Raw genomic sequence first — 22900 nt, forward strand, 5'->3', positions numbered from 1 at the left:
AGCCTAAGGAGGCTAGCTTACTTACCTTAGGAAAGACTACATCAATTATTTTTTAACGAAAGAAATCCGCTGGCTAGTGTACGCATTCAGCCAAGGGTTCATACGGGTGCAAATGACTCCTTTAGACTGCAGCTAGGGTTGTTGGTTTGCATGACTTCTCTGGGTTTATTGCAATATAGGCTTAGTGGATTTCTAATGCAGCGCTTCGGTCTAGTATTTTGCGATCTGTAAGGCTTGATTTGCTTCGCCTCAGGTGGAGGAGATTGGCTTTGTATAGGTGGTGAGGACCGCGCTGGGCCAAGCGCAACTTAAATTTTAACTATTATGAAAGACGAACAAGCAAAACAACGCGTTACAGGAAGTATTTTTTTTGATGGCACAGGGAATAACCGAACAAATTCACGACGTGATGCTACTAAATTTGGCAACTTCACTTCTATTAATTCACTTTTCGAAGCTTGCGTATTAGCCGATCGAATATATATTGAAGGCGTTGGAACACGCGATAATATGGATGATTCGAATTGGGCAAAAGCAACGGGGGCCAATCCAATTGGTTATACTGATTATTCGTATAGCGATAAACTGGAACGAGCATTGAACTTTTTAAAGGCCTTTCAAAAATTACACGAAGCCGATGATATTGATTTAGTGGTGTACGGTTTTAGTAGAGGGGCAACCTTAGCACGCGATTTTGCTAAAAGAGCCCTAGAATACCCCAATATTAGAATTCGTTTTCTAGGTATTTTTGATACGGTAGTATCCCTCATTTTTGACTCGCCAAAGATTCATTATACCACAGAAGAGCTAGCGAAAATTGACCAAATTCTACATTTGACCGCCATCAATGAGGCGAGATACTATTTTCCGCTGACCAGTATATTTGTCGAGCAAGACAATAGTGAGTTGGTCAATATCAAAAACAATGTAGCAACAGCTAATATAAAAGAAATTTTTGTTCCTGGTGCACATGCTGATGTTGGAGGTGGTTATACTGCTGGTGCTGAAAGACTCGTTCTCAACCTTAATAAGGCGAGTTCTGACAGCCTTTTAACGGATTGGCAACGCATGCAAAATACGGTGAAAGACCACTTTGAAAATGATGTTCAAAATTCAATCTGGAAATCATTACTGGCGAGTAACGTGACTATCGAAGGCACGGAAGCAGCGGCTAATTTGCTGACGAGAAGGGATTCCGTATCTATTGATATGACACAAGTGTATTTTGAAGTGATGGCGTCCTATTCCAATACGTCGGCCAATCTGACTATTTTTGACTTTACGCCTAGTGAACTCTCTCCAAGTTTGGCCAAATTGAAAAGCGATTTGCTTACCTATATTCAGTCTGGCACTCCTAATCTCGGTCCTAATTACGACTATGAAAATCTCGCTTATTCTACACATATTTCATCCAATTACGGAAAAATTGAAAGTACAACGGATATCAATCTAACGCAGAATACTTTTGATTTGGACGCCTTAAAAGCGGAGATTGAACGTGTAAAAGCAGAACATCCTAATGAGAATTTCGACTCCTTTAATTTAGAGGTTATTGAGAATGCCTTTGGAATGAGTCTCATCAACGTCAATGCGCCCAATAATAAAGACTGGCATCGCAAGGTTATTTACGGGTAGTTACTCGTGTAAATCTGCAACTGGGCAAGTACATTGATTCGTTGTTTATATGCGTTGATGTGAAAAAAAAACCACTTCGAAAGAAGTGGTTTTTACTTTTTATTTTACGATTGTTTGTGTTCTATCAGGACCTACAGAAACAACTTTCACAGGTACATCAAGGTAATTTTCAATGAATTGAATATACTCTTTTAGTTCCATTGGCAATTGATCGTAAGAGGTCATCCCTGTTAAATCAGCGTTCCAACCTTTGATTTCTTCATAGATTGGCTCTACGTTTTCAGGTTCAATATTGTATGGTAGATAGTCAATAACTTCCCCTTTGTACTTGTATTTTGTACATACTTTTAGATTTTGGAAACCAGATAAAACATCGGCTTTCATCATATAAAGCTCTGTTACTCCGTTTACTTCAACAGCATATTTTAATGCTACTAAATCCAACCAACCACATCGTCTAGCGCGTCCTGTTACAGAACCAAATTCTCTACCTACACTAGCCATTGTTGCACCAACTTCGTCGTGTAATTCAGTAGGGAATGGACCGCTACCTACACGAGTTGTATACGCTTTGAAAATTCCAAATACTTCTTTCACGCGGTTAGGGGCAATACCTAAACCAGTACATGCACCAGCAGCTGTTGTATTTGAAGATGTAACGAATGGATATGTTCCAAAATCAATGTCCAATAAAGAACCTTGAGCTCCTTCAGCAAGGATGGTTTTTCCTTGTTTTAAAGCGCTATTTAAGTATTCTTCACTGTCAATAAAAGTTAATTTGCGCAATTCTTTAACTGCTTGGAAGAATTCTTCTTCTAATTCAGCTAAGTTGTATTGCATATCCACATCGTGGAACTGAATCATCGATTCATGTTTGTCAGCTAATGCGCGGTATCTTTGTTCGAAATCCTCTAATTCAATATCACCAACACGAAGACCGTTTCTACCTGTTTTATCCATATAGGTAGGGCCAATTCCTTTTAAGGTCGATCCGATTTTTGCTTTGCCTTTTGCAGCTTCAGAAGCAGCATCAAGTAAACGGTGGGTCGGAAGAATTAAATGCGCTTTTCTAGAGATCAATAGTCGAGTGACAAAATCAATGTTAAATTGCTCTAAACCTTCAATCTCTTTCATGAAAACAACAGGATCAATAACCACACCGTTTCCGATGATGTTGATTGAGTCTTTGTGAAAAATACCTGAAGGGATTGTGCGAAGAACGTGTTTAATTCCGTCAAATTCTAAAGTGTGTCCTGCATTTGGTCCACCTTGAAAGCGTGCAATAATGTCGTATTTTGAAGTAAGGACATCCACGATTTTTCCCTTACCTTCATCACCCCACTGCAAGCCAAGTAGTAAATCTACTGCCATTCTTTTGTGTTGTTAAAGTTTTAAATTAGTTGTGTTAGGATTCAGATTCTTCTTCACTCGCTTTTCTATTTCCATAGAAATACAAGGAGTGGTTGTGAATCTCAATGTTAAAAATATCTTCTATTGTTTTTTTAATGGTTTGAATACGAGGATCACAAAACTCAATCACTTCTCCGGTGTCCGTTAAAATGATGTGGTCGTGTTGCTTGTCAAAATAAGATTTCTCGTAATGTGCCTGGTTTTGTCCAAACTGATGTCTGCGAACTAAGCCACACTCTAATAAAATTTCAATAGTATTGTACAGCGTAGCTCTACTAACACGATAGTTTTTATTTTTCATTTTGATATACAATGACTCGATATCAAAGTGCTCTTCACTATCGTAAATTTCTTGTAAAATAGCGTATCGCTCCGGTGTTTTTCGATGACCTCTCTCCTCTAAAAATTTAGTGAATACGTTTTTTACTATTTCTTGATTATTCTCGCTTCCCATAACTAAATACTAAAATGCAAATATAGTTGTATTTTCTCTTGTGAGAAAATTAATTAATTGATTATGTTTTATAAATTAAAGATACAACAATTGGTTGAATTTAATTGGTGTTTACTCTTGTCACTTTGTCAACGCCTTCGATTTTCTTAATATTGGCAATCATTTTTTTCAGAATATCATTATTTGGAACGATAACGGTAATGGAACCTTTGAATAGTCCTGCGTTTTCACTCAAGGCAATACTTCGGATGTTGACTGCTTTACTCTGCATAATGATTTTGGTGATTTCAGTGGTTAAACCGGCAGAATCCAATCCTGTAATATTGATGGTTGCTTCAAAATTGAAGGAAGTTGAAGAAGCGACCCAATGGGCTTGCAGGATGCGGTAGGCGTAGTTCGAACGCATACTAATGGCGTTTGGACAGTCTGTTTTATGTACTTTTATTCCTTCGTTAATCGTGACAAAACCAAAAACATCATCGCCTGGGATGGGATTACAACAAGTGGCTAGTTTGTAATCTAGCTTCTCTTTGTCCTTGCCAAATACCAGTAAATCCAATGCGTTCTTGTCTTCTGTTTCTTGATGTACAGGAACAGAAGGCGCGCGTTTGATGCTTTTCTTGAAAAAATTGAACAGCGTATTGTTGCGTTTTGCCGCGTACTCTTTGAGTTGGCTGTTATCAATTAATCCAGCACCTACGCGGTAAAACAAATCTTGACTCGTTTTTAGTTTGAAGTAGTTCACCATTTCGTTCACGGTGTTTTCGTCCAAATTGATTTTTAGGTGTTTGAGCTTGCGCTGCAATTGTTCTTTTCCTTCGTCTGCAATTTTCTTGGTGTTTTCGTTTAGTGAACTCTTAATCTTATTGCGGGCTCTACTCGTGGTGACATAGTCTAACCAGTTGACGTTCGGCTTTTTGTTTTCGGAGGTAATGATTTCGACTTGATCCCCACTAGACAAGATGTGGTTTAAAGGCACAAGGCGTCCATTTACGCGTGTTCCCCTTGTTTTTAAGCCTATTTCTGAGTGAATAGAAAAGGCAAAATCTAGGGCAGTCGCCCCTTTAGGAAGGGATTTAATCTCTCCTTTTGGGGTGAAGACATAAATTTCTTTAGCATATAGGCTCAGTTTGAAATCTTCAACGAAATCTACGGCATTTGTTTCCGCGTTTTCGAGGGCTTCTTTGAGTTGGTTTAACCAGAGGTCTAGGCTGTTTTCTTCTGTAACCCCTTGTTTGTATTTGTAATGTGCAGCATAGCCTTGTTCTGCAATTTCATCCATGCGTTCACTGCGGATTTGGATTTCAACCCAACGCCCTTTCGGGCCCATAACTGTAATGTGTAAGGCTTCGTATCCCGTCGATTTAGGGGATGAAATCCAGTCGCGCAAGCGGCTAGGGCTAGGGCGAAAGTGATCCGTTACAATAGAGTAAATCTTCCACGCAATAAATTTCTCTTCGTGTGGTGTGGATTTGTATATGATACGCAAGGCGAATTTGTCGTATACTTCATCAAAGGTTACGTTTTGCGCCTTCATTTTTCGGCGGATGGAATAGATCGACTTCGGACGGCCTTTCATGGAGTATTCGATGTGTTCTTCATCGAGGGATTCGCGCAAAATGTCAGAAACGGATTTAATATAAGCTTCTTGCTCTTCTTTGGTTTCTTTCATTTTGAGGACGATGTCCTGATACACCTCAGGTTCGGTGTATTTTAACCCCAAGTCTTCGAGTTTGGTTTTGATGTTAAACAAGCCTAAACGATGGGCGAGTGGAGCATAGATATACAGCGTTTCTGAGGCAATTTTTGCCTGCTTGTAATCCACCATACTCTCCATGGTTTGCATATTGTGCAAGCGATCAGCAATCTTGATGAGAATCACGCGAACATCGTCGTTTAAGGTCAACAACATTTTGCGGTAGTTCTCCGCTTGCATGGAAATATGAGAATCAGGCTCGAGCATTCCCATTTTGGTCAAGCCCTCCACAATTTTAGCTATTTTGGGGTTAAACCACTCTTCGATTTGCTCTACGGTGATCTCGGTGTCTTCCACAACATCGTGCATTAATGCCGCTGCTATGGAGGTAGCACCTAATCCAATTTCAGAAGCAACTATCTTGGCAACAGCAATCGGATGAAAGATATAGGCCTCTCCCGATTTTCTGCGTTGATCCTTATGTGCTTCAACGGCAACGTCAAATGCTTTTCTAATTAACTTTTTATCAGCATCGGATAAAGTTTGGTAACTGATTTTCAGTAACTCTTTATATTCTTTTGCTATTGCTTTATTTTCTAATTCAATCTCAGCTTCTGTCATACTACTATTAATCAAATAACATACTTTAAAAGTAAGAAAAAAACCGCGTATATGCAAGCGATTTGGGACAAGCCTACACCGGCTTAAAAAAGGCTTTTGGGGGACAAAAAGAGGAGTAAAACAAAAAAGGCGATTAGTTGTTGAACTAGTCGCCTTGCTATGTTTGCTTTATATTGTTCTAGAATACAAAGAAGACCCCTCCATTGATTTGTAGGTTACTTCCAGGTCCTCCGCTAAGGTTCTTTTTACCTAGTACTTCTAGGTTCAAACCAAAGCGATTAATCAACAAATCGCGATTGAATTGTCCCGTTTTGAATAAATTGGTGTCTGAAAGCCAAATATTAACCCCACCACCCAAGTTAAACATGGCTTTGTCGTCTTTGTTGAAATGAGTGTAACCCAATCCTGTTTGCACGTAGGGATCTACAATCGGAATATTAATCAATCCTCCTAAACTGTACACCATAGTTGCATCTACAGCAAGTACACTAAATTTGTCTTTGGCTAGTTTTCCATTAACCAAATCATCCGCTTTAACTTCGCTAGACAATAGCCCAAGTTTAAAGCTAATGTTTTTTCCTGCATAGTATTCAACAGAAAATTTAGGTAGAGAAGCGGCTTTCAATTCATCAAAATTAGCAACATCATCCCAATCGAAATTATTGTTTAACATACTCATTTGTACGTTTACTTTCCACGGGTAGTTGTAGTGTAGGCGTTGATCGTAATTATACTGTGCAAAAGCGACATTAGTAAAGGAAAGGAGTATAGTAAGGATGAATAATTTGAATAATGCGTTGCTTCTTTTCATATCACTGCTTAGTTAAGTTTTAAATGTTAAGGAAAATTTAATAAAAATCAAATATAATTAAAAAATACTTTCTACAAAGCGAGATTAACATTTTAATTCTTTTTACTAAAACGGCAATCTTGTTCTATTATTGCGGTGAAGAATGATAAATAGTTCACATCTATGACAATTTCTTATGCCAAAGTTTATTTTTTTGAGGCAATAAGTAGCTTTTCAACTGTTAGTTGAAATTGCGTTGTCGTTTTGCCTCAAACAACAAAATAGAGGCAGCAACAGATACATTCATCGAATCTATGGTTCCACTCATGGGAATAATGATGTTTTGAGTACTGCTTTCCCGCCAAGCTGCTGTTAGTCCTGTAGATTCTGTTCCCACGATAAAAGCGGTGGGCTGGGTATAGTCTTGGGTGTGGTAGCTGCATGAGTTTTGCAAAGTAGCAGCATAGGTATAAACGCCTTGTTGTTTCAAAAAGGCAATGACTTCCTCTGTTGTGCCTACGGCAATTTGGTTGGTAAACAGACAACCTACACTAGAACGAATGATATTGGGATTGTACAAATCCGTTTTGGGGTTGGCAATAATTACTGCATCGATATGTGCGGCATCGGCTGTTCTCAACATAGCGCCTATATTTCCGGGTTTTTCCGTTGCTTCAGCCACTAGGATAAGGGGGTTGTCCGGCAATTGTAGCTCGCTTAACGCATGGGTTTTTACACGGGCCAAGGCTATGACCCCCTCAGTAGAATCGCGGTAGGCTAATTTCTGGTAGATGTCTTTGGTAATCTCTATACAGGAAGTAGTCGATGCAACAAAAGGTGCTACCTGATCGAAAGGCAGAATGTCTGAACAGAATAAAACAGTCTCCAATTGATAGTTTCCAGCATGTGCCAATTCGATTTCGCGCACACCTTCAATGATAAAAAGCCCTTCTTTCTTTCGATTTCTCGACTTCTCTTGTAATTGTAAAATGGATTTTATCAGTGGATTTTGTGTGCTTTCTATTTTTTTTATGCTCATAGTTTAGAACCCTTTTGCTTTGATTTTTAAATACATATTAATCGTTTCAATGGATAAGTTTTGGGGAGTTGTCAGAATACTCTGTATACCGTATTTAGTCAATTCACTAACGATTAATCGCTTTTCAAAGTTAAATTTTTCCGCAATAATTTTGTCTATTATGTCGTCTGTATTTTTTACTTGTTTTTCTGTGAGGGCTCTAAGGTCTGTATTTTCAAAAAAGATAACGACTAAAACGTGGCTTTTCGCCAAGGCACGCAAATACGGAAGTTGTCTTTTTAGACTGGAAAGCGATTCAAAATTGGTGTAGAGCAAGAGCAAGCTCCTATGGGTAATGGTTTGTTTGACTGTGCTGTACAAGTACCCAAAATCACTCTCGCTAAAGTTTGTTTGCAAGTTGTATAAACTAGTGATAATTTGTTGTAAATGCGTCCTTTTATTGGAGGCAGCAACGGTATTTTCTACTTTTTTTGAAAAGCTCAACAGACCAATGCGATCGTTCTTTTTTAGCACTACATTGGAAATGGCTAAGCTTGAGTTGATGGCATAATCGAGGAGGGTCATGCCGTCAAAGGGCATTTGCATTAATCGTCCTTTGTCGATGATGGAGTACACCGTTTCTGTATTTTCATCGAGAAATTGGTTGACCATTAGCGCGTTTTGCTTGGCGGTAGCCTTCCAGTTGATGGTGCGTATATCATCGCCTGATACGTATTCCTTGATCTGTTCAAACTCTGTGGTATTGCCAATCTTTCTCAATTTTTTGAGTCCAAAGGCATATTTGTTTTTTGCAAAGGCAATCAAGTCGTATTTTCTCATCTGTATGAAAGATGGATAACAAGGAAGGGCTTGTCCTTGTGAAAAAACATAGCGCTTAGCAATGAGTTGCAACGGAGAGCTGATGTAGATATTTAAGCTTCCGAAGTGATATTCCCCTCGTTTTTTTGGCGTTAAGGTATAGTGCAATTTTTTTTCTTGCTTGGCTTGGAGATGCTCGTGAATGCTGAACTCCCGCTCTTGGAATTGAAAGGGAATTTCATCAATAATTTCACAAGACACCCGAAAAGGATAGTCGTTTCTAAGCTGTAGTTCCACTTTGTTTTCATCTCCATTCGACAGTTTTTCCGGTAAATATCGTTGAGCTGTGAATTTGTTTTTGCCCCAAAATACAGCGACGATATCAACGAAAAGCAGGATGAGTCCCACGCCCACAACGCCCCATGTTATTTGGTATAAAACGGGAAATACAAAGGAGAGGATAAACAGCACAATGACAATGCCGAATCCATAATATACGCGTTGGAGTAAGAAAAGGTGTTTCATCATAGCCTCTTATTATCTCGGAATATCGATTGTTTCTACAATTTGCTGAATAATGTCATGGGCGGTTACCCCTTCCATTTCGCGTTCTGGCGATACAATAACGCGATGGGTCAATACTGGATACGCGGCTTCTTTAATATCTTCAGGAGTTACAAAATCGCGATTATTGATGGCAGCATATCCCTTGGCCGCATTGAGTATGGCAATGGATGCACGGGGGGAAGCACCGAGGTATAACATCGGGTTCGTACGGGTATTGTGAACAATCTTAGCGATGTATTCCATTACTTTTTCTTCAACGACAATCTGCTTGACTAATTTTTGAAAACCAACTAGCTCTGCCGGGCTAATAACTTTTTGGATTTGTGCAGTTTTTACCTGGTCTACAAAGTCGTGTTCTTTTACTAAGATGTTAATTTCTTCTTCCAACGTAGGATACTCAACATCTATTTTAAATAAGAAACGGTCTAATTGAGCTTCCGGTAAGCGATAAGTTCCTTCTTGTTCAATAGGGTTTTGGGTTGCTATAACCAAAAAAGGCTGATCCATAGTAAACTGTAGGTTGTCAATGGTAATTTGACGCTCTTCCATTACTTCAAATAAAGCAGCTTGTGTCTTAGCTGGGGCGCGGTTAATCTCGTCAATCAGTACTAAATTGGCGAAAATTGGCCCTTTTTTGAAGTCGAAAGTAGAGGTTTGCATATTGAAAACTGAGGTTCCCAAAATATCAGACGGCATTAGATCCGGTGTGAACTGAATGCGACTATATGTTGTATCAATGGTTTGAGACAGTACTTTGGCTGTAAGGGTTTTAGCAACACCAGGTACTCCTTCAAGTAGCAGGTGGCCATTGGCCAATAGGGCAACTAGCATGCGGTCGATGGTTTTGTTTTGTCCGACAATGACTTTGCTGATCTCGTGTTTGATAGCGCTCACTTTCTCTGCTAAAGGACCTAGATCTAAGCGAGATTCAAAGGCGAGGTTGTCCATCTCCGTTTGAGGTATAGCTGGAGATGTCATTTCATTTGTCGCTTCGGATGTCGATGCTGTTATCGGGCTGTTCTCGCCAGTTGGCGCGTGCTCAGGTGTATGTTCAGGTGTATGTTCCATAGTATTTTAGTCTAATATTTTTTCTGTTAATCGGTTTAATTGAACAAGATCGGCTTCAACAGCGGGTTGTCCTCCTCGTCTAAAATTAGTTACAAATTGAACAAAAGCGAGAATATCTTGTTTGTCTTTGTTGCTTTTTAAGTGAAAGTGCTCGACAAAGGTCTCATCTAAAACTGCTGTGTCCAAATAGTATTTTCGCCTAATTTTCTCGAGGGTGTAAATAATGCTTTTATCTATTAAATCACTGTAGTCTTTGGATTGAATATACAAGTTTGATACGGTTTTGGTAAACTGTACTGTTGTATTTTTCAGAGGTTTTATGATCGGAATAATGCGTTGTTTTCGCTTGGCGGTAAACAGTGTAAATACGATAAGTCCAAACAAAAAGAAGTACCAAGCCCATTTGAGTTCCCGATTGGCAAAGATAAAGCGCAAGAGGGATCGGCTTTCTACTGCCTTGTCCGCTGAACTCCCATACATATAGGTTTTTTGCTCTGGTAAATAGGAGAATACCCCTTCTGCATAGAGGTGGTTATTGCTTCTCAACAGGTAGTAGTTCGTCAATATAATGGGGTCTAATCCGAGAATTAAGTGTCCTTTTTCCTCTCGGTATCTCACTAAATTAACTTGTTTTAGCGTGTCTCCTACGGTTTTGTATCCCAAGACATCCAGTTGGTTTTTTAGGCTATCTGCAAGCTCAAACCCTCTGGAAAAGGACTTAGCGCGAATACTGAATTTCTGCTTGCTTACCTGATTGTTGGTCAATTCCAAAACCGTACTGAATTCCTCTTTGTTCTCGATTGAGCTATACTCTTGTATGCGATGCAGGCCAAAAGCTTCTAAGAATGCATTATTGAAATCGCTCTGTAGGATTACGGCTGTATTCCCCGCTGCGATAAACTCCTTGAGGTAAGCCGCAGTATATTGATCTAAATCATAATTTTTGTCTTCGAGGACAATGAGGTTCACGGGTTGTAGGGTATCGTATTGTTTTTCATTGAGAAAATCATATACCGCTGTGGTGAAATGCCAAATAGAATCTTGTGCTAGCAATGTTTCTAGCTCTTGATCCAAGATGTATAAGCCATAGGGGTTTTTATCCCGATTGTCATAGGTCTCAATCCAACTCAACGGCTTTTTCTTTCCACTTTCGTAAATGAAAACACAGGTGACTAAAACCATTAGTGCAAGGCCAAACTTTTTTAAGGAGCTGTTCATGGTTTACTTGGTTTTAGTTTAGCATCAAACGATTTTTTCGCTTTGTAAAATTCCTCTTCGTTAATTTCGTATTCGCCATACCAAATTGTATTGTAGAGGTAGGAGAGATAGCTGAATTGGGATTTGTCGTGGCTGTCTTTGAGCTCGTACATATAGTCCGCATTGGTTTTCTCAGGTGCCCAAGTAATTTTTTCTTGTACTTGTAGGCGTTGTAACAACCAAAGGTAGTACAGTCGAATAGCCAAGCGGTATTGTTCTTGTTGTATAGCATCGGTGATGAGCTGTTCAAAATCGGTAGATTTAAAATCTTCTGTTGACAAATCTTCCACAGCACTAATGCCTTTGCTTTTCTTTTTAAATAGCCAATAGATATCTTTTTGGACAAATGCTCTACCGAGGTAGTACAGGATAAGTCCAAGCGCGACAAAACCGAGAACGCGCAAGAAAATTACGTAGTAATTATTGCTGAGTTCTTCTCCAATTTTAGCAGAGAAATTGCGGTTGATCCAATCGACAATCGCTTGTTTTATGCGCTCTAATACACCTACTTTTTTTTCAGTTTCCTCATAGGTAAACGCTTCTTTTCCTTTGTATTTCTGCTTGAATTTTTCTTCGAATTTCTTGGCATAGACGGTTCCGTCCGTATCGCGTAATAGATACAGGGCGTCGGATGCAACTTTGGTTGTGTCGCGTTCTGCCTGATGTACGTTTACTTCTTCTGTTTTCGGACAATCACTACAATCGTCTTCTGATTCTTGTGCTTGCAGTACAGGAGTATACAAGAAGAAGGAAATGAAGCAAAAGAAGGAAATAGAAAAGCGTTTATTCATTATTTGAACCAATACTGTCGATTTTACGTTTAGTGAAGAAGTTTTCTTCTTTTTCTCTTTCGCTATAAAAGATAATCCCCTGGTTAATAAACATGATGTTCTGTGCCAATGTTCCTAAAATAATGTACACAAAATAAAGGAGAACAATACCCCAAGTAACTGCAGAAGTCATGATTTGGCTGTCCGAAACTTGAGGGTCAAAGAACATACCTCCTCCTACGATAAGCAACTGTATAAGGAAGGAAGGAATAAAAGTAATTAGGGAAGTGATAATATAGAAAATGAAAGTATTTCCAATGATGGACCAAAAGTTGTTACGCACGTATTTGATGGCATTTCCGTATGCGGTAAAGAAGCCCACATTTCTCGTTAGGTATTCATAGAACGCAAGGGTTAGTACAGCATACACTGTCGGTAACATGAAGATCAAGATAGGAATTCCAACAAGTAAAAATACGAGGAGGACAGAAATGTAGAACATGATCATGACCAAAGGTAAAATAATAAAGGATGTCCCTAAGAAGAACACGATGATTTGTCCCAATTGATTTTTAATTTGTTTACCGATACTGTTTTGATCAACGGGTTGATCTGTTGCTGTAGCCAGATTTTTTAAGTAAAGGATAGGGTAGGAGTAGCAAATGATTCCCATGATAAGGGCTACAATGAATAAGCCACCTAGGGCAAGAAGTCCCATTCCCCAGTGTTCGGAGAATATTTCTGTAAAGATGCTCTCCGGAGTGGCTCCAGTATAGGCATTGGCAGATACGGCAGAAGTTACCCCAATATCGGCCAATAGATAAATAAAGATCAAGACCAAAAATAGTGGAATGCCACACAGCTTTAAAAAGTGTTTAAAATAGTTTTTTCCTTCTACTTTTAAGAAGGTAAATGTGTCACTAAGAAGCGCATTAAAGTCGCGTTTTTGAAATAGTATAAACATAGCAATTGATTATAATAGGTTTAGTTTTTTTACGAGGCGTTTAGGGTAGATGAAAAAATAATAAAAGATGAGGCCAAAAGTGCTCAAAATGATAAAATAATTTAATACATCGGGCATTTCTTTGGCGTATCGGGTGATAAATCCTTCTATAAACCCAGCTAGGACAGTGAATGGCACTGTGGCAATAAAAATGGTTAATGCATCTTTAAAACCTAGTTTAAGGGAGTTCATTCGCGAAAGTGTTTTTGGAAACAACATACTAGCCCCTAAGACGATGCCCGCAAAGGCTTCTACGACCATGGCAGTTATCTCAAGCGCTCCGTGCAGCCAAATGCCTCTTACGCTATCCATAAAGGCGTGTTCGTTGACGAAAAAATATTGAAAGGTACCCAGCATAACGCTGTTGTACAGCAAAAATAAGAGTGTTCCCAAACCAGCTGTGAGTCCAAATAAAAAGAAGCGCAACCCCACGTAGAGGTTATTAGCGGTGATTCCAATAAAACTACCCCAAGAACTCCCCGATTTATAAATAGCCATGGCATCTTCATTTTTGATGTTGTCCAGCGTTTGGTTAACATAGGAATCCCCCAATATGTTTCGCGTAAAAGACGGATCGTAATGCGTTGATATCACTCCGATTGCAACAAAAATAACAAAGGTGATTAGGGTGAAGTTTAACTTGCGTTTATGACGGTAAACCGCTAAGGGAACATCGACCAAAAAAAAGTGTTTGATCCTACTTTCTTCAATTCGTTTTGTTTTATATATTTTTTGGTAGGTTTGTATGGCCAAACTGTTTAAATATTGTGTAATTTTGCTCTTTGGATAAAAAGTTTTGGCATATGCTAAATCGTTCATGATTTGCATATACAATTCAGCAAGATAGTCTGGTTTTTGCGTTTCCGAAGAATACAGGGCCTTTTCGTAAGAAAGCCAAAGTTCTTTGTTTTTTTTAATAAACGCAACTTCTCTCATGAGGTACTTAGTTAAAAATATAATTATGGCTAAATTAACAATAAATACGACACAAAACATAGAAATAGATTTTAAAGCAGCAGCTGTTGGTGAGCGCATTTTGGCGTTTATCTTGGATATGATCTTTAAAATATTGTATCTTATTGTGTTCTATTATGTTAATTCCTTGTTTAAGCTATCTAGTTATTTTTCAGCAGATGTGTGGTCGGTAAATGCGTATTGGCTGGTGGTATCACTGCCTGTTGTATTTTATACTGTTTTTTTTGAAGTGATCATGCAAGGGGAAACGCCAGGAAAAAAGATTCTGGGAATTAGGGTAATTAAAATCGATGGATATCAAGCGACGGTAGTGGATTACTTTGTTCGCTGGATTCTTCGCGTTTTAGATATTTTGGCTTCTAACGGTATTGTAGCTATTTTCAGCATTATTTTTACGAAAAATAGTCAGCGTTTAGGGGATATATTGGCTGGTACGACTGTTGTTAGCACAAAAAATAGAATTCATATCGGTACGACTATTTTCCGCGAAGTGGAGGAGGAATACGTTCCTGTACTTCCGCAAGTCATCCGCTTATCGGATGCAGATATTGGAGTTGTACAAGAGATTTATCTGCGATATAAAGCAAGTAGAGATTTTTCATTAATTAAAGCTTTAGCCCGTAAGTTAGAATCAGAGCTGGAGATCGACAGCGCAACGTTGGAGTTGAGCAATCAACAGTTTGTCGAATTAGTCCTCAAGGATTACAGCCATTTTACGGGTAAAGAATAATCACGTTTTTCATGTTAAGTTTTTTTGAGATTTTAGATTTGCTCGGAACATTGGCCTTTGCTATTTCCGGAGCATTAGCGGGGCGCGAACGTAAACTAGATTTGTTCGGGATGATTATTTTGGCCTTTGCAACCGCTGTAGGGGGTGGAACTATACGCGATATGATGATTGGAATAACACCTGTTTTCTGGTTGACCGATTTGAATTATTTTTACGTGACCTTTTTAGGGGTATTTCTCGCCTTGCTTTTTTATAAGCGATTTGCGATTTTGCGCTATTCCTTGTTTTTATTTGATACCATTGGAATTGCCGTTTTTACGTTGATCGGAATTGCCAAGGGGATGTCAGTGGGCTTACATCCCGTTTTTTGTATTGCATTGGGAACGATTACAGCTTGTTTTGGTGGAGTAATCCGCGATATTTTAGCGAATCAGATTCCCATTATATTTAAAAAAGAAATTTATGCTACGGCCTGTATTTTTGGAGGTTGTATCTACTATGCACTCGATCACTATCAGGTGAATGTCGAAGTGATTTACATTGCTACAGCCGGGAGTATTATTGCCCTGCGCTTGCTTGCAGTTCGCTATAAGTGGAGCTTGCCTTTTGCACAGGAGGTATCGGATACTAACAGGGATGCCTAAGGATAAACCGTAAGTGACGACACTAAAAAAAAGCGAAAGAAAACAAATCTTTCGCTTTTTTTTTATTCTTGTAATTTGCTATTTGTATGGGTTTCAAAGTGATCTGGACTAAGAATAACGATTCCCTTTTGCAAGAGTAAACTATTGGGGTAGGAGATTTGTTCTCCGTCTTCGGTTACCAATAGGATGTAAAAGGCTTTGATATCGACGATTCTCGCTTCCGTAGGGAAGTCTTTATCCTGAATTCGAATGATGTCGCCAATTCGAAAGGGAAAGGAAAAGAAAAGTAAAATACCAGCAGTAATATTACTCAATAGAGACCATTGGGCAAACATCGCAACGCCAATAACGGTGAAAACAGAAGTAAGCGTGAGCCAAATATTGTCTTTTTCAACGCCCCAAATCGTAAAGATAATCACGAATAACAACACGAATAACAGAATGTTAAACAGGCGAATGACCACGGCTTCTCGTCCTTCTTTCATGTCGGATTTCTTAGAAAACGAATGGATAATGCTGTTGATGATCTTCCTAGAAATAAGATAGAGCAAAATGGCAATGGCCGTAACTATGGCTTTTAATAAATATCCGTCGGGCATGATTTTTTATTTAATAAACTCGTATAATTCTTTCATTAATTCAGTTGTTGGCAAGCCAACAATATTGGTATAAGAACCATTGATTCGTTCTACTCCCACTAAGCCTATCCACTCCTGTATGCCGTATGCTCCTGCTTTGTCATAGGGCTTGTAGTGATCGACATAATATTCGATTTGCGCTGTGGTTAAGCTTGCAAAGTAAACCGCTGTCACGGCGTGAAATAGCTGTTCTTTTTGGGTTGTTTTAAGGCAGATCGAGGTGATTACCTCATGCATTTTACCCGATAAGCCCTGAAGCATGGCGATAGCCTCCTCTCGGTCTTGGGGTTTGCCTAGCGACTGTCCTTCACTCCAAACGGTTGTATCACTAGTGATTAGTATTTCTTTATCACTCAAGAGCGCTATAGAAGAAGCTTTTAATCGAGCGATGAAATCGGTGATTTGCTCTCTTTGCAGTTCTGGGGGATAAATCTCGTCTACGTCAGAAGCACGCACAACAAAGGTCAAGCCTAAATCGGTGAGGAATTGTTTGCGTCTGGGTGAATTGGACCCCAAAACGATGTCGTAGTTCTTTACTAGTTGATCGAACATAGGTCAGGGGTTAATCGTATTTAGCGTCAAAGTGTTGGAACCACTTTTGTTGGGTTTTCATCACTTGTTCAATAACTTCTCTAACCGCTCCTTCACCGCCGTTTTTATGCGAAATATATCTTGAGATACGCTTAATTTCGGGTGAAGCATCTTGTGGTGCTGTAGGTAGTGCTACCTGTTGCATCACGTGATAATCGGGAATATCATCGCCCATGTAGAGAATTTCTTCTGCTTGTAAGTGGTGATCGGCGCAGTATTTTTTGAAAATTTCTACTTTATTCGACACGCCTAAGTAAATGTCTTTCACCCCAAGGTTGTGCAAGCGCGTTTTTACCCCTTCATTGCTTCCTCCTGAGATAATACATACGCGATATCCGTTTTCTAAAGCGGCTTTGATAGCGTATCCATCTTTGATATTCATTATTCTCAATAAATCTCCAGTATTGGTAACGTGAACCTTACCGTCTGTTAAAACGCCATCTACATCAAAAATGAAGGTAGTGATGTCGTTCATGATTTCTTTAAAGTGTTTAGACATTATCTATTTTGTATTGATTTTGTGATAAGTTGATAAATCTCTTTTTTAGTTGGATCAGTAAGAAGCTCCAAGTGCTGCTTGATCGTGTTCTGGTCGCCCCTTGATGCTGGGCCTGTTTGTGCCTCTACAGGTGATAATTCCATGATCTTATTTGCCGTTTCTGCAATCAACGGTTTGAGAATCTCAAAGGGAACTTGGTGCTCTTTACAGACTTCTTCGCCTAAGGTGAACATGTGATTGGCAAAGTTGTTGACAAATACCGCGGCTAAGTGAATGGCTTTTCGCTGCTTTGAGGATATTTTATAGACGCGCTCTGAAAAACACACCGCTATTTGTTCTAACATTTGAAAGTCTTTGGCGTGGTTTGCTTCGATACAAAAGGGAATAGCGCTAAAGTCGACGTCTTTTTCTTTGGTAAAAGACTGTAGCATATACATCACTCCTTTTCGCTCTTGGCTAATGGCTGACATGGGAATTGTGCCTGAAGTGTGTACAACAAATTGATCCGCTAAGTGTATGTGCTTGGATACCTCTTCAATGGCAATATCACTCACGGCAATGATAAAAATATCAGCTGGTTGCAATTGATCGATTGAATGTACAACACTACTTTCGGGAACCATATCAGGTACCGAATTCGTATTTCTTGCGTATATTTGTTGTAATTGTAACTGATCACTATCTAATATGTTTGCAATTAGATGGTGGGCCACTTTTCCAGATCCTAAAATAGTTAGTGTAAGCATAAGGTAAAGATAAAGATTTAATAGGAAAGCGGGGAGATTTTAAAAGAAATAATTGTATGCAAAAAGATATAGAAAACCTTAAAGATATTCAGCTGTTGGTCAATACATTTTACGGTAGAGTGCAGCAAGATGACTTAATTGGGCCCATATTTAACGAGCGCTTGGAAGGGAAGTGGGACTACCATTTAGAAAAGATGTACGCCTTTTGGCAAACGGTATTACTAGAAGAACACACCTATTCAGGGCGACCTTTTCCGCCTCACGCTAAACTGCCTGTCCACAGCGAACACTTCGAACGGTGGAAGCAAATTTTTAATGCAACCGTAGATGAGTTGTTCGAAGGCAAAATTGCTGAGGAAGCCAAGTGGCGTGCTGAACGCATGGCTGCCATGTTTTTGAGCAAAATAGAGTATTTTAGGAGTTAGTGGAGGCTATGAGTTTACAGTTAACGGTTAACTAGATGTCAACCGTAAACTAAAATAAAAACAGCGATGGTTTGCAATTGCAAACCATCGCTGTTTTTATTTTTTCTTTCCGTTGTTAAACTTTATGTTTCCCAGTGGGTTTTTAGGTTTATCTGATTTAGTAAACGGTTTCTTACCTCCTGAAGTGCCTGCTCCTTTGGGTTTGTTGCTCGTCGTTTTTTGTGCTGTAGGACGATCGGTCTTTACTTTCTTAACAATATTCTCTTTGTTTTGTTGTAAAACTTCCATCGGATTTTTAGGTTCTTCTTTTGTTCCTCTAAGGTAAATCACCAATCCATTCAAGAAGTTTCTCAGAATTTGATCCCCACATTCCATGTATTTTGGATGATCTTCATTTCTAAAGAAGTTTCCTAATTCTCCTTTAGACACTCTAAAGTCTACCAATTCTAGAATTTCAACTATTTGCTCATCTCTAAGTTGTAGGGCAACTCTAAGCTTTTTTAAAATATCGTTATTTGTCATTTGTAAGTACTTATATTTTATCTTTTAATACTTTAATTTCGTCTCTTAATTGGGCGGCTAACATGAAGTTTAAATCCATAGCTGCTTTTTCCATTTCTTTGCGCTTACTGTTGATTAGCTTTTGAATTTCTTCTTTCGAATGGTATTTCACCTGTTCTTCAGCTACTTTTTTCACCTGTTCACCTAGCAGTTCGTCATAAGAAGGTTTTACTAACTCATTGCTGATTTTTTTAGTAAGTCCCTTTGGTGTGATGTTGTGTTGGGTGTTGTACAGGATTTGTTTACTGCGTCTATATTCTGTTTCGTCTATGGTTTTTTGCATACTTGCGGTAATCTTATCTCCATACATAATGGCCTTTCCATTGACGTTTCTAGCGGCTCTACCCACAGTTTGAGTGAGTGAGCGATGGCTGCGCAGAAATCCTTCCTTATCGGCGTCTAAAATAGCTACAAGGGATACTTCGGGTAAGTCTAGTCCTTCGCGTAGTAGGTTGACTCCAATAAGTACATCAAAGAGACCTTTTCTCAGGTCTTGCATGATTTCTACACGTTCGATGGTATCGATGTCAGAGTGTACATAGCGACAGCGAATGCCCATTTTGGTAAAGTACTTCGCAAGTTCTTCGGCCATGCGCTTGGTTAAGGTGGTGACCAATATGCGTTCATCGACGTCCACGCGTTGTTGAATTTCTTCAATTAAATCATCAATCTGATTTTCCGTAGGGCGCACTTCGATAATGGGGTCTAGTAAACCTGTGGGGCGTATGAGCTGTTCAACGATAATCCCTTCGCTTTTTTGTAGCTCATAGTCTGCAGGTGTTGCAGAAACATAGATGACCTGATTTTGCATGCTTTCGAATTCTTCGAATTTCAATGGCCTATTGTCTAGTGCAGCGGGCAATCGAAAGCCATATTCAACGAGGTTTTCTTTTCTAGAACGGTCACCGCCATACATGGCGTGTACTTGAGAAATGGTGACGTGACTCTCGTCGACTACCATGAGGTAATCGTCAGGAAAGTAATCCAATAAACAGAAGGGGCGGGTGCCAGGAGCTCTACCGTCTAAGTAACGGGAGTAGTTTTCAATACCCGAACAATAGCCCAATTCTTTCATCATTTCCAAGTCGAAATTTGTTCTTTCCTCTAATCGTTTGGCTTCGAGGTGTTTTCCTATTTCTTTGAAGTAGGAAATTTGTTTTTCTAAATCTTGTTGTATTTCCCAAATGGCGTTGTTTAGCACATCAGGGGAGGTCACAAACATATTAGCTGGGTAAATATTTAAGCGGGTAAATTTTTCAATTACCTGTGCTGTTGTGGCGTCAAATACTTCAATGGCTTCAATTTCATCGCCAAAGAAGTGGATGCGATAGGGGTGATCGGCATAGCTGGGAAACACTTCGATCGTGTCTCCTTTTATTCTGAAATAACCCGGCAGAAAGTCGGCTTCTGTTCGCGCGTACAAGCTTTGTACAAGGCGGTGTAAGAGTTGGGTTCGACTAATTTCTTGGTCTAGTTCGATTGAGATAACGTTTTTCTGGAATTCTACGGGGTTTCCAATACCGTATAAGCAGGAAACAGAGGCAACGACTAATACATCACGTCTGCCTGAGAGCAGGGTAGAAGTGGTGCTTAAACGCAGCTTTTCCAGTTCGTCATTAATCGATAAATCTTTTTCAATGTATTGACCCGTAACGGGGATAAAAGCTTCCGGCTGATAGTAGTCGTAATAAGAGACGAAATACTCGACGGCATTGTCAGGAAAGAAGCTTTTAAATTCCGAATACAATTGAGCAGCCAGCGTTTTGTTGTGTGCCAAAACAAGGGTAGGTCGTTGTACTTCTTTAATGACATTGGCAACACTAAAGGTTTTACCCGATCCTGTAACACCAACGAGCGTTTGATACTTCTGATCATCTAATATGCCACGAGTCAATTGAGCAATTGCCTCTGGTTGATCACCGGTGGGACTATAATCAGATTTTAAATCAAATTTCATAACTACTTATTTGAATGCAAAGGTACACATTTAAACAAAAAAAGCACAAGCTTTAGGCTTGTGCTTTCTATTATAAAGTAAGAGCTAATTAGTTTACTTTGAAGATTACTCTTCTAGCAACGTTTTTAGCTTGAGTACCATCGATACCGTTTCCTTTAGCTGTAACTTTTCCAGCAGGAACTCCAGCTTTAACCAATAGATCTCTTACAGCGTTTGCACGTCTTGTAGACAATTTTTGGTTGTAGTCTTTGTTTCCTGTTGAATCAGCATATCCGCTAACTTCTAAAGAAGCAGAAGGATTGTTTTTCATGTAAGAAATGATGAAGTTGATACCTTCTAAAGAAGTAGGTTGAACTTTATCAAAATCAAAATTAACAGCTACGTAACCTTTGTTGATTAATTCTTTAACCATTGCAGCGTCATCAGCGTTCATGCTCGTAGTATTTCCGTATTTTTCTTGGAAATAAGCTTCGATATTGTCTGCGATACCGTTGTTGTTTTTGTCGATATTTCTACCTCTAGAATCAACTAAAGCACCAGCTGGTGTGTTTGGTTCTAAATCTAAGTAGTCTGCTACACCGTCGTTATCAGAGTCAACTAACATTGCTTCGATATTGTCGATTCTGTTAGTTAAAGCGTTGATTTCGTTTTTAGATTGAGACTCTTCAGCATACCAATCTGCGTGTTGAGCGTGTTTACCTAAATAGATAGATACCCCAACTGTAGCGTTGAACATTGTTCCTTGGAATACAGAGCGGTTTGATGCGTTAACACCGTCCCAGTTTCTATCTTGTTGTGTATTTTGAATAACTGTAAAGTCAGCGTTTAAAGCTACTCTAGAGTGAAGCTTCACTTGACCTGTCAAACCAGCCATTAAATGACCCATTTTGTCAGAACCTGAGAAGTTATCCCCGTTTAACCAAGAATATCCCCCACCCGCGTGAGCTTGTAAACCAAAAGTTTTAGTCCAGTTTTCGAAGTTTAAAACTCTACCTAAGTTAATAACTCCTTCTAAACTTGCTCTATAGTAATCAGATTGAGCGTTTAAGTTGCTGTTTGTCCAGTTGTCAATTTTATCATAACCAAATGAACCTTTAACACCAATTTTATTGTTGATGCTATATCTAACACCACCATCTAAATGTAAGTTTTTGAAAGTCTCAGCAGTGTACCCTGGACTTAATGTTCTTGCTGGTTTTGCAAAACCTGCATTCAAATCAACTGACCACTTATTATATGGCTTGTCTTGAGCATTAGCACAAATACCTACTGTAAGTGCTAATAAAGATAATGTGATTTTTTTCATAATTTAATTTTTACTTTCACTTGTCAGCTATCGTAATAGCTATTATTGTTTCGTTTACGAGGCAAATATACTATAAAGTTTTTAAATACACATTTTTTATAAAAAAAATACAATGTTTTTAAAAATCCTTAGTTTGTTTGATATTCAATATAAACTAGTTTTTATTGCGAAATTGTTGTAATTCACCTCTTAATTTGAAAATTATTTATGTTTGAATCGATTTATTGATTGAATTCTCTTTTAATCTTTTTCTCTATAATGAAGGTTCCGAATGGGATTACTGAAGCAAAACATACAAAAAAGAGTGTTTTGTTTGACCATTTTAACTCATTTTTGATTAAAAATGCGAAAACAATATAAGCAATGAATAAGATCCCGTGTGCCATACCAACTTTTTGCACCATATAGGGGCTGTCCCAAATGTATTTTAAAGGCATTGCAATGAATAATAATAGAAGTAAAGAAACCCCTTCTAAGAATGCTGTAATCCTAAATAGATTAACCATAGTATATAGTGTTAAATTTATGGGTGCTAAAATAGGGCTAATGCCGATTAATTCAAATATTTAGCTGGCGATTAATGCTAAATATTTCATAAAAAACGGGGGTTCTTTTTACAGTTGTAGGAGTCCTACTTTAGTTTCCTAGGAGGTGAGTCCATAGTGAGTCCATAGTGCGTCCATGGTGAGTCTATCTAAAGTTGCTGTATTAATGGACGCA

At 38.8% G+C, this 22900-nt stretch carries 23 protein-coding genes; 4 read left to right on the top strand and 19 right to left on the bottom strand.

The genetic code is table 11. The annotated features are described in order from the left end of the window. The first annotated feature begins 324 nt into the window (after positions 1 to 324). Positions 325 to 1635, top strand: coding sequence for a DUF2235 domain-containing protein (locus H4K35_RS05685; RefSeq protein ID WP_182626418.1), 1311 nt, complete (start codon positions 325 to 327; stop codon positions 1633 to 1635). 99 nt (positions 1636 to 1734) lie between these two features. On the opposite strand, the gene H4K35_RS05690 is transcribed toward H4K35_RS05685, so the two are convergent. From H4K35_RS05690 to H4K35_RS05740, 11 genes are all read right to left on the bottom strand, one after another. Then, the gene (locus tag H4K35_RS05690) at positions 1735 to 3006 is read right to left on the bottom strand and encodes an adenylosuccinate synthase (RefSeq protein ID WP_182626419.1); all 1272 of its coding nucleotides are present in this window, start codon (positions 3004 to 3006) and stop codon (positions 1735 to 1737) included. Between the two features lie 34 nt (positions 3007 to 3040). Then, entirely contained in the window at positions 3041 to 3499 is a 459-nt protein-coding gene (locus tag H4K35_RS05695) for a Fur family transcriptional regulator (RefSeq protein WP_182626420.1), read from the bottom strand. Positions 3500 to 3599: 100 nt separating this feature from the next. Continuing rightward, positions 3600 to 5816: a bifunctional (p)ppGpp synthetase/guanosine-3',5'-bis(diphosphate) 3'-pyrophosphohydrolase gene (locus H4K35_RS05700; RefSeq protein WP_182626547.1), complete on the bottom strand. Its 2217-nt coding sequence runs from the start codon at positions 5814 to 5816 to the stop codon at positions 3600 to 3602. Between the two features lie 178 nt (positions 5817 to 5994). Continuing rightward, positions 5995 to 6627 (bottom strand): hypothetical protein, encoded by a 633-nt coding sequence (locus H4K35_RS05705; RefSeq protein WP_182626421.1) that lies wholly within the window; start codon positions 6625 to 6627, stop codon positions 5995 to 5997. A gap of 220 nt (positions 6628 to 6847) precedes the next feature. Beyond that, positions 6848 to 7645 (bottom strand): RNA methyltransferase, encoded by a 798-nt coding sequence (locus tag H4K35_RS05710; protein ID WP_182626422.1) that lies wholly within the window; start codon positions 7643 to 7645, stop codon positions 6848 to 6850. 3 nt (positions 7646 to 7648) lie between these two features. Continuing rightward, a complete protein-coding gene (locus H4K35_RS05715; RefSeq protein WP_182626548.1) occupies positions 7649 to 8968 on the bottom strand; it encodes a DUF58 domain-containing protein in 1320 nt (439 codons plus the stop codon). A gap of 12 nt (positions 8969 to 8980) precedes the next feature. Then, positions 8981 to 9988, bottom strand: a complete 1008-nt coding sequence (locus tag H4K35_RS05720; protein WP_182626549.1) for a MoxR family ATPase — start codon at positions 9986 to 9988, stop codon at positions 8981 to 8983. A gap of 96 nt (positions 9989 to 10084) precedes the next feature. Further along, positions 10085 to 11296, bottom strand: a complete 1212-nt coding sequence (locus H4K35_RS05725; protein WP_182626423.1) for a DUF4350 domain-containing protein — start codon at positions 11294 to 11296, stop codon at positions 10085 to 10087. Further along, complete coding sequence (locus H4K35_RS05730; protein ID WP_182626424.1) at positions 11293 to 12126, bottom strand: hypothetical protein; 834 nt, start codon at positions 12124 to 12126, stop codon at positions 11293 to 11295. The genes H4K35_RS05725 and H4K35_RS05730 overlap by 4 nt, the downstream gene beginning before the upstream one ends. Beyond that, positions 12119 to 13069 (bottom strand): hypothetical protein, encoded by a 951-nt coding sequence (locus H4K35_RS05735; protein ID WP_182626425.1) that lies wholly within the window; start codon positions 13067 to 13069, stop codon positions 12119 to 12121. The genes H4K35_RS05730 and H4K35_RS05735 overlap by 8 nt, the downstream gene beginning before the upstream one ends. 9 nt (positions 13070 to 13078) lie before the next feature. Further along, positions 13079 to 14044, bottom strand: coding sequence for a stage II sporulation protein M (locus tag H4K35_RS05740; RefSeq protein ID WP_182626426.1), 966 nt, complete (start codon positions 14042 to 14044; stop codon positions 13079 to 13081). A 25-nt stretch (positions 14045 to 14069) separates the two neighbouring features. Here H4K35_RS05740 and H4K35_RS05745 point away from each other — a divergent pair, with 25 nt between their 5' ends. Further along, positions 14070 to 14813 carry an RDD family protein gene (locus tag H4K35_RS05745; protein WP_182626427.1) on the top strand — a complete coding sequence of 248 codons (744 nt, stop codon included), beginning with the start codon at positions 14070 to 14072 and terminating at the stop codon, positions 14811 to 14813. Positions 14814 to 14824: 11 nt separating this feature from the next. Then, complete coding sequence (locus H4K35_RS05750) at positions 14825 to 15457, top strand: trimeric intracellular cation channel family protein (RefSeq protein WP_182626428.1); 633 nt, start codon at positions 14825 to 14827, stop codon at positions 15455 to 15457. A 62-nt stretch (positions 15458 to 15519) separates the two neighbouring features. On the opposite strand, the gene H4K35_RS05755 is transcribed toward H4K35_RS05750, so the two are convergent. The 4 genes from H4K35_RS05755 to H4K35_RS05770 are packed head-to-tail and all read right to left on the bottom strand — an operon-like array spanning position 15520 to position 17931. Continuing rightward, a complete protein-coding gene (locus H4K35_RS05755) occupies positions 15520 to 16056 on the bottom strand; it encodes a mechanosensitive ion channel family protein (protein WP_182626429.1) in 537 nt (178 codons plus the stop codon). Positions 16057 to 16062: 6 nt separating this feature from the next. After that, positions 16063 to 16647 (bottom strand): Maf family nucleotide pyrophosphatase, encoded by a 585-nt coding sequence (locus H4K35_RS05760; RefSeq protein ID WP_182626430.1) that lies wholly within the window; start codon positions 16645 to 16647, stop codon positions 16063 to 16065. Positions 16648 to 16657: 10 nt separating this feature from the next. Further along, positions 16658 to 17185, bottom strand: coding sequence for an HAD family hydrolase (locus H4K35_RS05765; protein ID WP_182626431.1), 528 nt, complete (start codon positions 17183 to 17185; stop codon positions 16658 to 16660). Continuing rightward, positions 17185 to 17931, bottom strand: coding sequence for a Rossmann-like and DUF2520 domain-containing protein (locus H4K35_RS05770; RefSeq protein ID WP_182626432.1), 747 nt, complete (start codon positions 17929 to 17931; stop codon positions 17185 to 17187). The genes H4K35_RS05765 and H4K35_RS05770 overlap by 1 nt, the downstream gene beginning before the upstream one ends. A 56-nt stretch (positions 17932 to 17987) precedes the next feature. Between H4K35_RS05770 and H4K35_RS05775 the strand changes: the two genes are divergently transcribed. Beyond that, a complete protein-coding gene (locus H4K35_RS05775) occupies positions 17988 to 18356 on the top strand; it encodes a group III truncated hemoglobin (protein WP_182626433.1) in 369 nt (122 codons plus the stop codon). A 96-nt stretch (positions 18357 to 18452) separates the two neighbouring features. Here H4K35_RS05775 and H4K35_RS05780 read toward each other — a convergent pair whose 3' ends face one another. The 4 genes from H4K35_RS05780 to H4K35_RS05795 all read right to left on the bottom strand — a co-directional run bounded on the left by H4K35_RS05780 (position 18453) and on the right by H4K35_RS05795 (position 22686). Next, entirely contained in the window at positions 18453 to 18878 is a 426-nt protein-coding gene (locus tag H4K35_RS05780; RefSeq protein ID WP_182626434.1) for a DUF1456 family protein, read from the bottom strand. Between the two features lie 10 nt (positions 18879 to 18888). Continuing rightward, positions 18889 to 20874 carry an excinuclease ABC subunit UvrB gene (gene uvrB, locus H4K35_RS05785; RefSeq protein ID WP_182626435.1) on the bottom strand — a complete coding sequence of 662 codons (1986 nt, stop codon included), beginning with the start codon at positions 20872 to 20874 and terminating at the stop codon, positions 18889 to 18891. Positions 20875 to 20962: 88 nt separating this feature from the next. Beyond that, positions 20963 to 22180, bottom strand: a complete 1218-nt coding sequence (locus H4K35_RS05790; RefSeq protein WP_182626436.1) for an OmpA family protein — start codon at positions 22178 to 22180, stop codon at positions 20963 to 20965. A 221-nt stretch (positions 22181 to 22401) separates the two neighbouring features. Continuing rightward, complete coding sequence (locus H4K35_RS05795) at positions 22402 to 22686, bottom strand: DUF3817 domain-containing protein (protein WP_182626437.1); 285 nt, start codon at positions 22684 to 22686, stop codon at positions 22402 to 22404. Positions 22687 to 22900: the final 214 nt, after the last annotated feature.

Origin of the sequence: Myroides sp. NP-2 (assembly GCF_014145665.1) — a bacterium.
In the GTDB taxonomy this organism is placed as follows: domain Bacteria; phylum Bacteroidota; class Bacteroidia; order Flavobacteriales; family Flavobacteriaceae; genus Flavobacterium.

What these genes read in the sequence shown, in the direction of transcription:
- H4K35_RS05685 (WP_182626418.1), top strand. Translation starts at nt 325, where the DNA reads ATGAAAGACGAACAAGCAAAACAACGCGTTACAGGAAGTATTTTTTTT.
- H4K35_RS05690 (WP_182626419.1), bottom strand. Translation starts at nt 3,006, where the DNA reads ATGGCAGTAGATTTACTACTTGGCTTGCAGTGGGGTGATGAAGGTAAG.
- H4K35_RS05695 (WP_182626420.1), bottom strand. Translation starts at nt 3,499, where the DNA reads ATGGGAAGCGAGAATAATCAAGAAATAGTAAAAAACGTATTCACTAAA.
- H4K35_RS05700 (WP_182626547.1), bottom strand. Translation starts at nt 5,816, where the DNA reads ATGACAGAAGCTGAGATTGAATTAGAAAATAAAGCAATAGCAAAAGAA.
- H4K35_RS05705 (WP_182626421.1), bottom strand. Translation starts at nt 6,627, where the DNA reads ATGAAAAGAAGCAACGCATTATTCAAATTATTCATCCTTACTATACTC.
- H4K35_RS05710 (WP_182626422.1), bottom strand. Translation starts at nt 7,645, where the DNA reads ATGAGCATAAAAAAAATAGAAAGCACACAAAATCCACTGATAAAATCC.
- H4K35_RS05715 (WP_182626548.1), bottom strand. Translation starts at nt 8,968, where the DNA reads ATGAAACACCTTTTCTTACTCCAACGCGTATATTATGGATTCGGCATT.
- H4K35_RS05720 (WP_182626549.1), bottom strand. Translation starts at nt 9,988, where the DNA reads ATGACATCTCCAGCTATACCTCAAACGGAGATGGACAACCTCGCCTTT.
- H4K35_RS05725 (WP_182626423.1), bottom strand. Translation starts at nt 11,296, where the DNA reads ATGAACAGCTCCTTAAAAAAGTTTGGCCTTGCACTAATGGTTTTAGTC.
- H4K35_RS05730 (WP_182626424.1), bottom strand. Translation starts at nt 12,126, where the DNA reads ATGAATAAACGCTTTTCTATTTCCTTCTTTTGCTTCATTTCCTTCTTC.
- H4K35_RS05735 (WP_182626425.1), bottom strand. Translation starts at nt 13,069, where the DNA reads ATGTTTATACTATTTCAAAAACGCGACTTTAATGCGCTTCTTAGTGAC.
- H4K35_RS05740 (WP_182626426.1), bottom strand. Translation starts at nt 14,044, where the DNA reads ATGAGAGAAGTTGCGTTTATTAAAAAAAACAAAGAACTTTGGCTTTCT.
- H4K35_RS05745 (WP_182626427.1), top strand. Translation starts at nt 14,070, where the DNA reads ATGGCTAAATTAACAATAAATACGACACAAAACATAGAAATAGATTTT.
- H4K35_RS05750 (WP_182626428.1), top strand. Translation starts at nt 14,825, where the DNA reads ATGTTAAGTTTTTTTGAGATTTTAGATTTGCTCGGAACATTGGCCTTT.
- H4K35_RS05755 (WP_182626429.1), bottom strand. Translation starts at nt 16,056, where the DNA reads ATGCCCGACGGATATTTATTAAAAGCCATAGTTACGGCCATTGCCATT.
- H4K35_RS05760 (WP_182626430.1), bottom strand. Translation starts at nt 16,647, where the DNA reads ATGTTCGATCAACTAGTAAAGAACTACGACATCGTTTTGGGGTCCAAT.
- H4K35_RS05765 (WP_182626431.1), bottom strand. Translation starts at nt 17,185, where the DNA reads ATGTCTAAACACTTTAAAGAAATCATGAACGACATCACTACCTTCATT.
- H4K35_RS05770 (WP_182626432.1), bottom strand. Translation starts at nt 17,931, where the DNA reads ATGCTTACACTAACTATTTTAGGATCTGGAAAAGTGGCCCACCATCTA.
- H4K35_RS05775 (WP_182626433.1), top strand. Translation starts at nt 17,988, where the DNA reads ATGCAAAAAGATATAGAAAACCTTAAAGATATTCAGCTGTTGGTCAAT.
- H4K35_RS05780 (WP_182626434.1), bottom strand. Translation starts at nt 18,878, where the DNA reads ATGACAAATAACGATATTTTAAAAAAGCTTAGAGTTGCCCTACAACTT.
- uvrB (WP_182626435.1), bottom strand. Translation starts at nt 20,874, where the DNA reads ATGAAATTTGATTTAAAATCTGATTATAGTCCCACCGGTGATCAACCA.
- H4K35_RS05790 (WP_182626436.1), bottom strand. Translation starts at nt 22,180, where the DNA reads ATGAAAAAAATCACATTATCTTTATTAGCACTTACAGTAGGTATTTGT.
- H4K35_RS05795 (WP_182626437.1), bottom strand. Translation starts at nt 22,686, where the DNA reads ATGGTTAATCTATTTAGGATTACAGCATTCTTAGAAGGGGTTTCTTTA.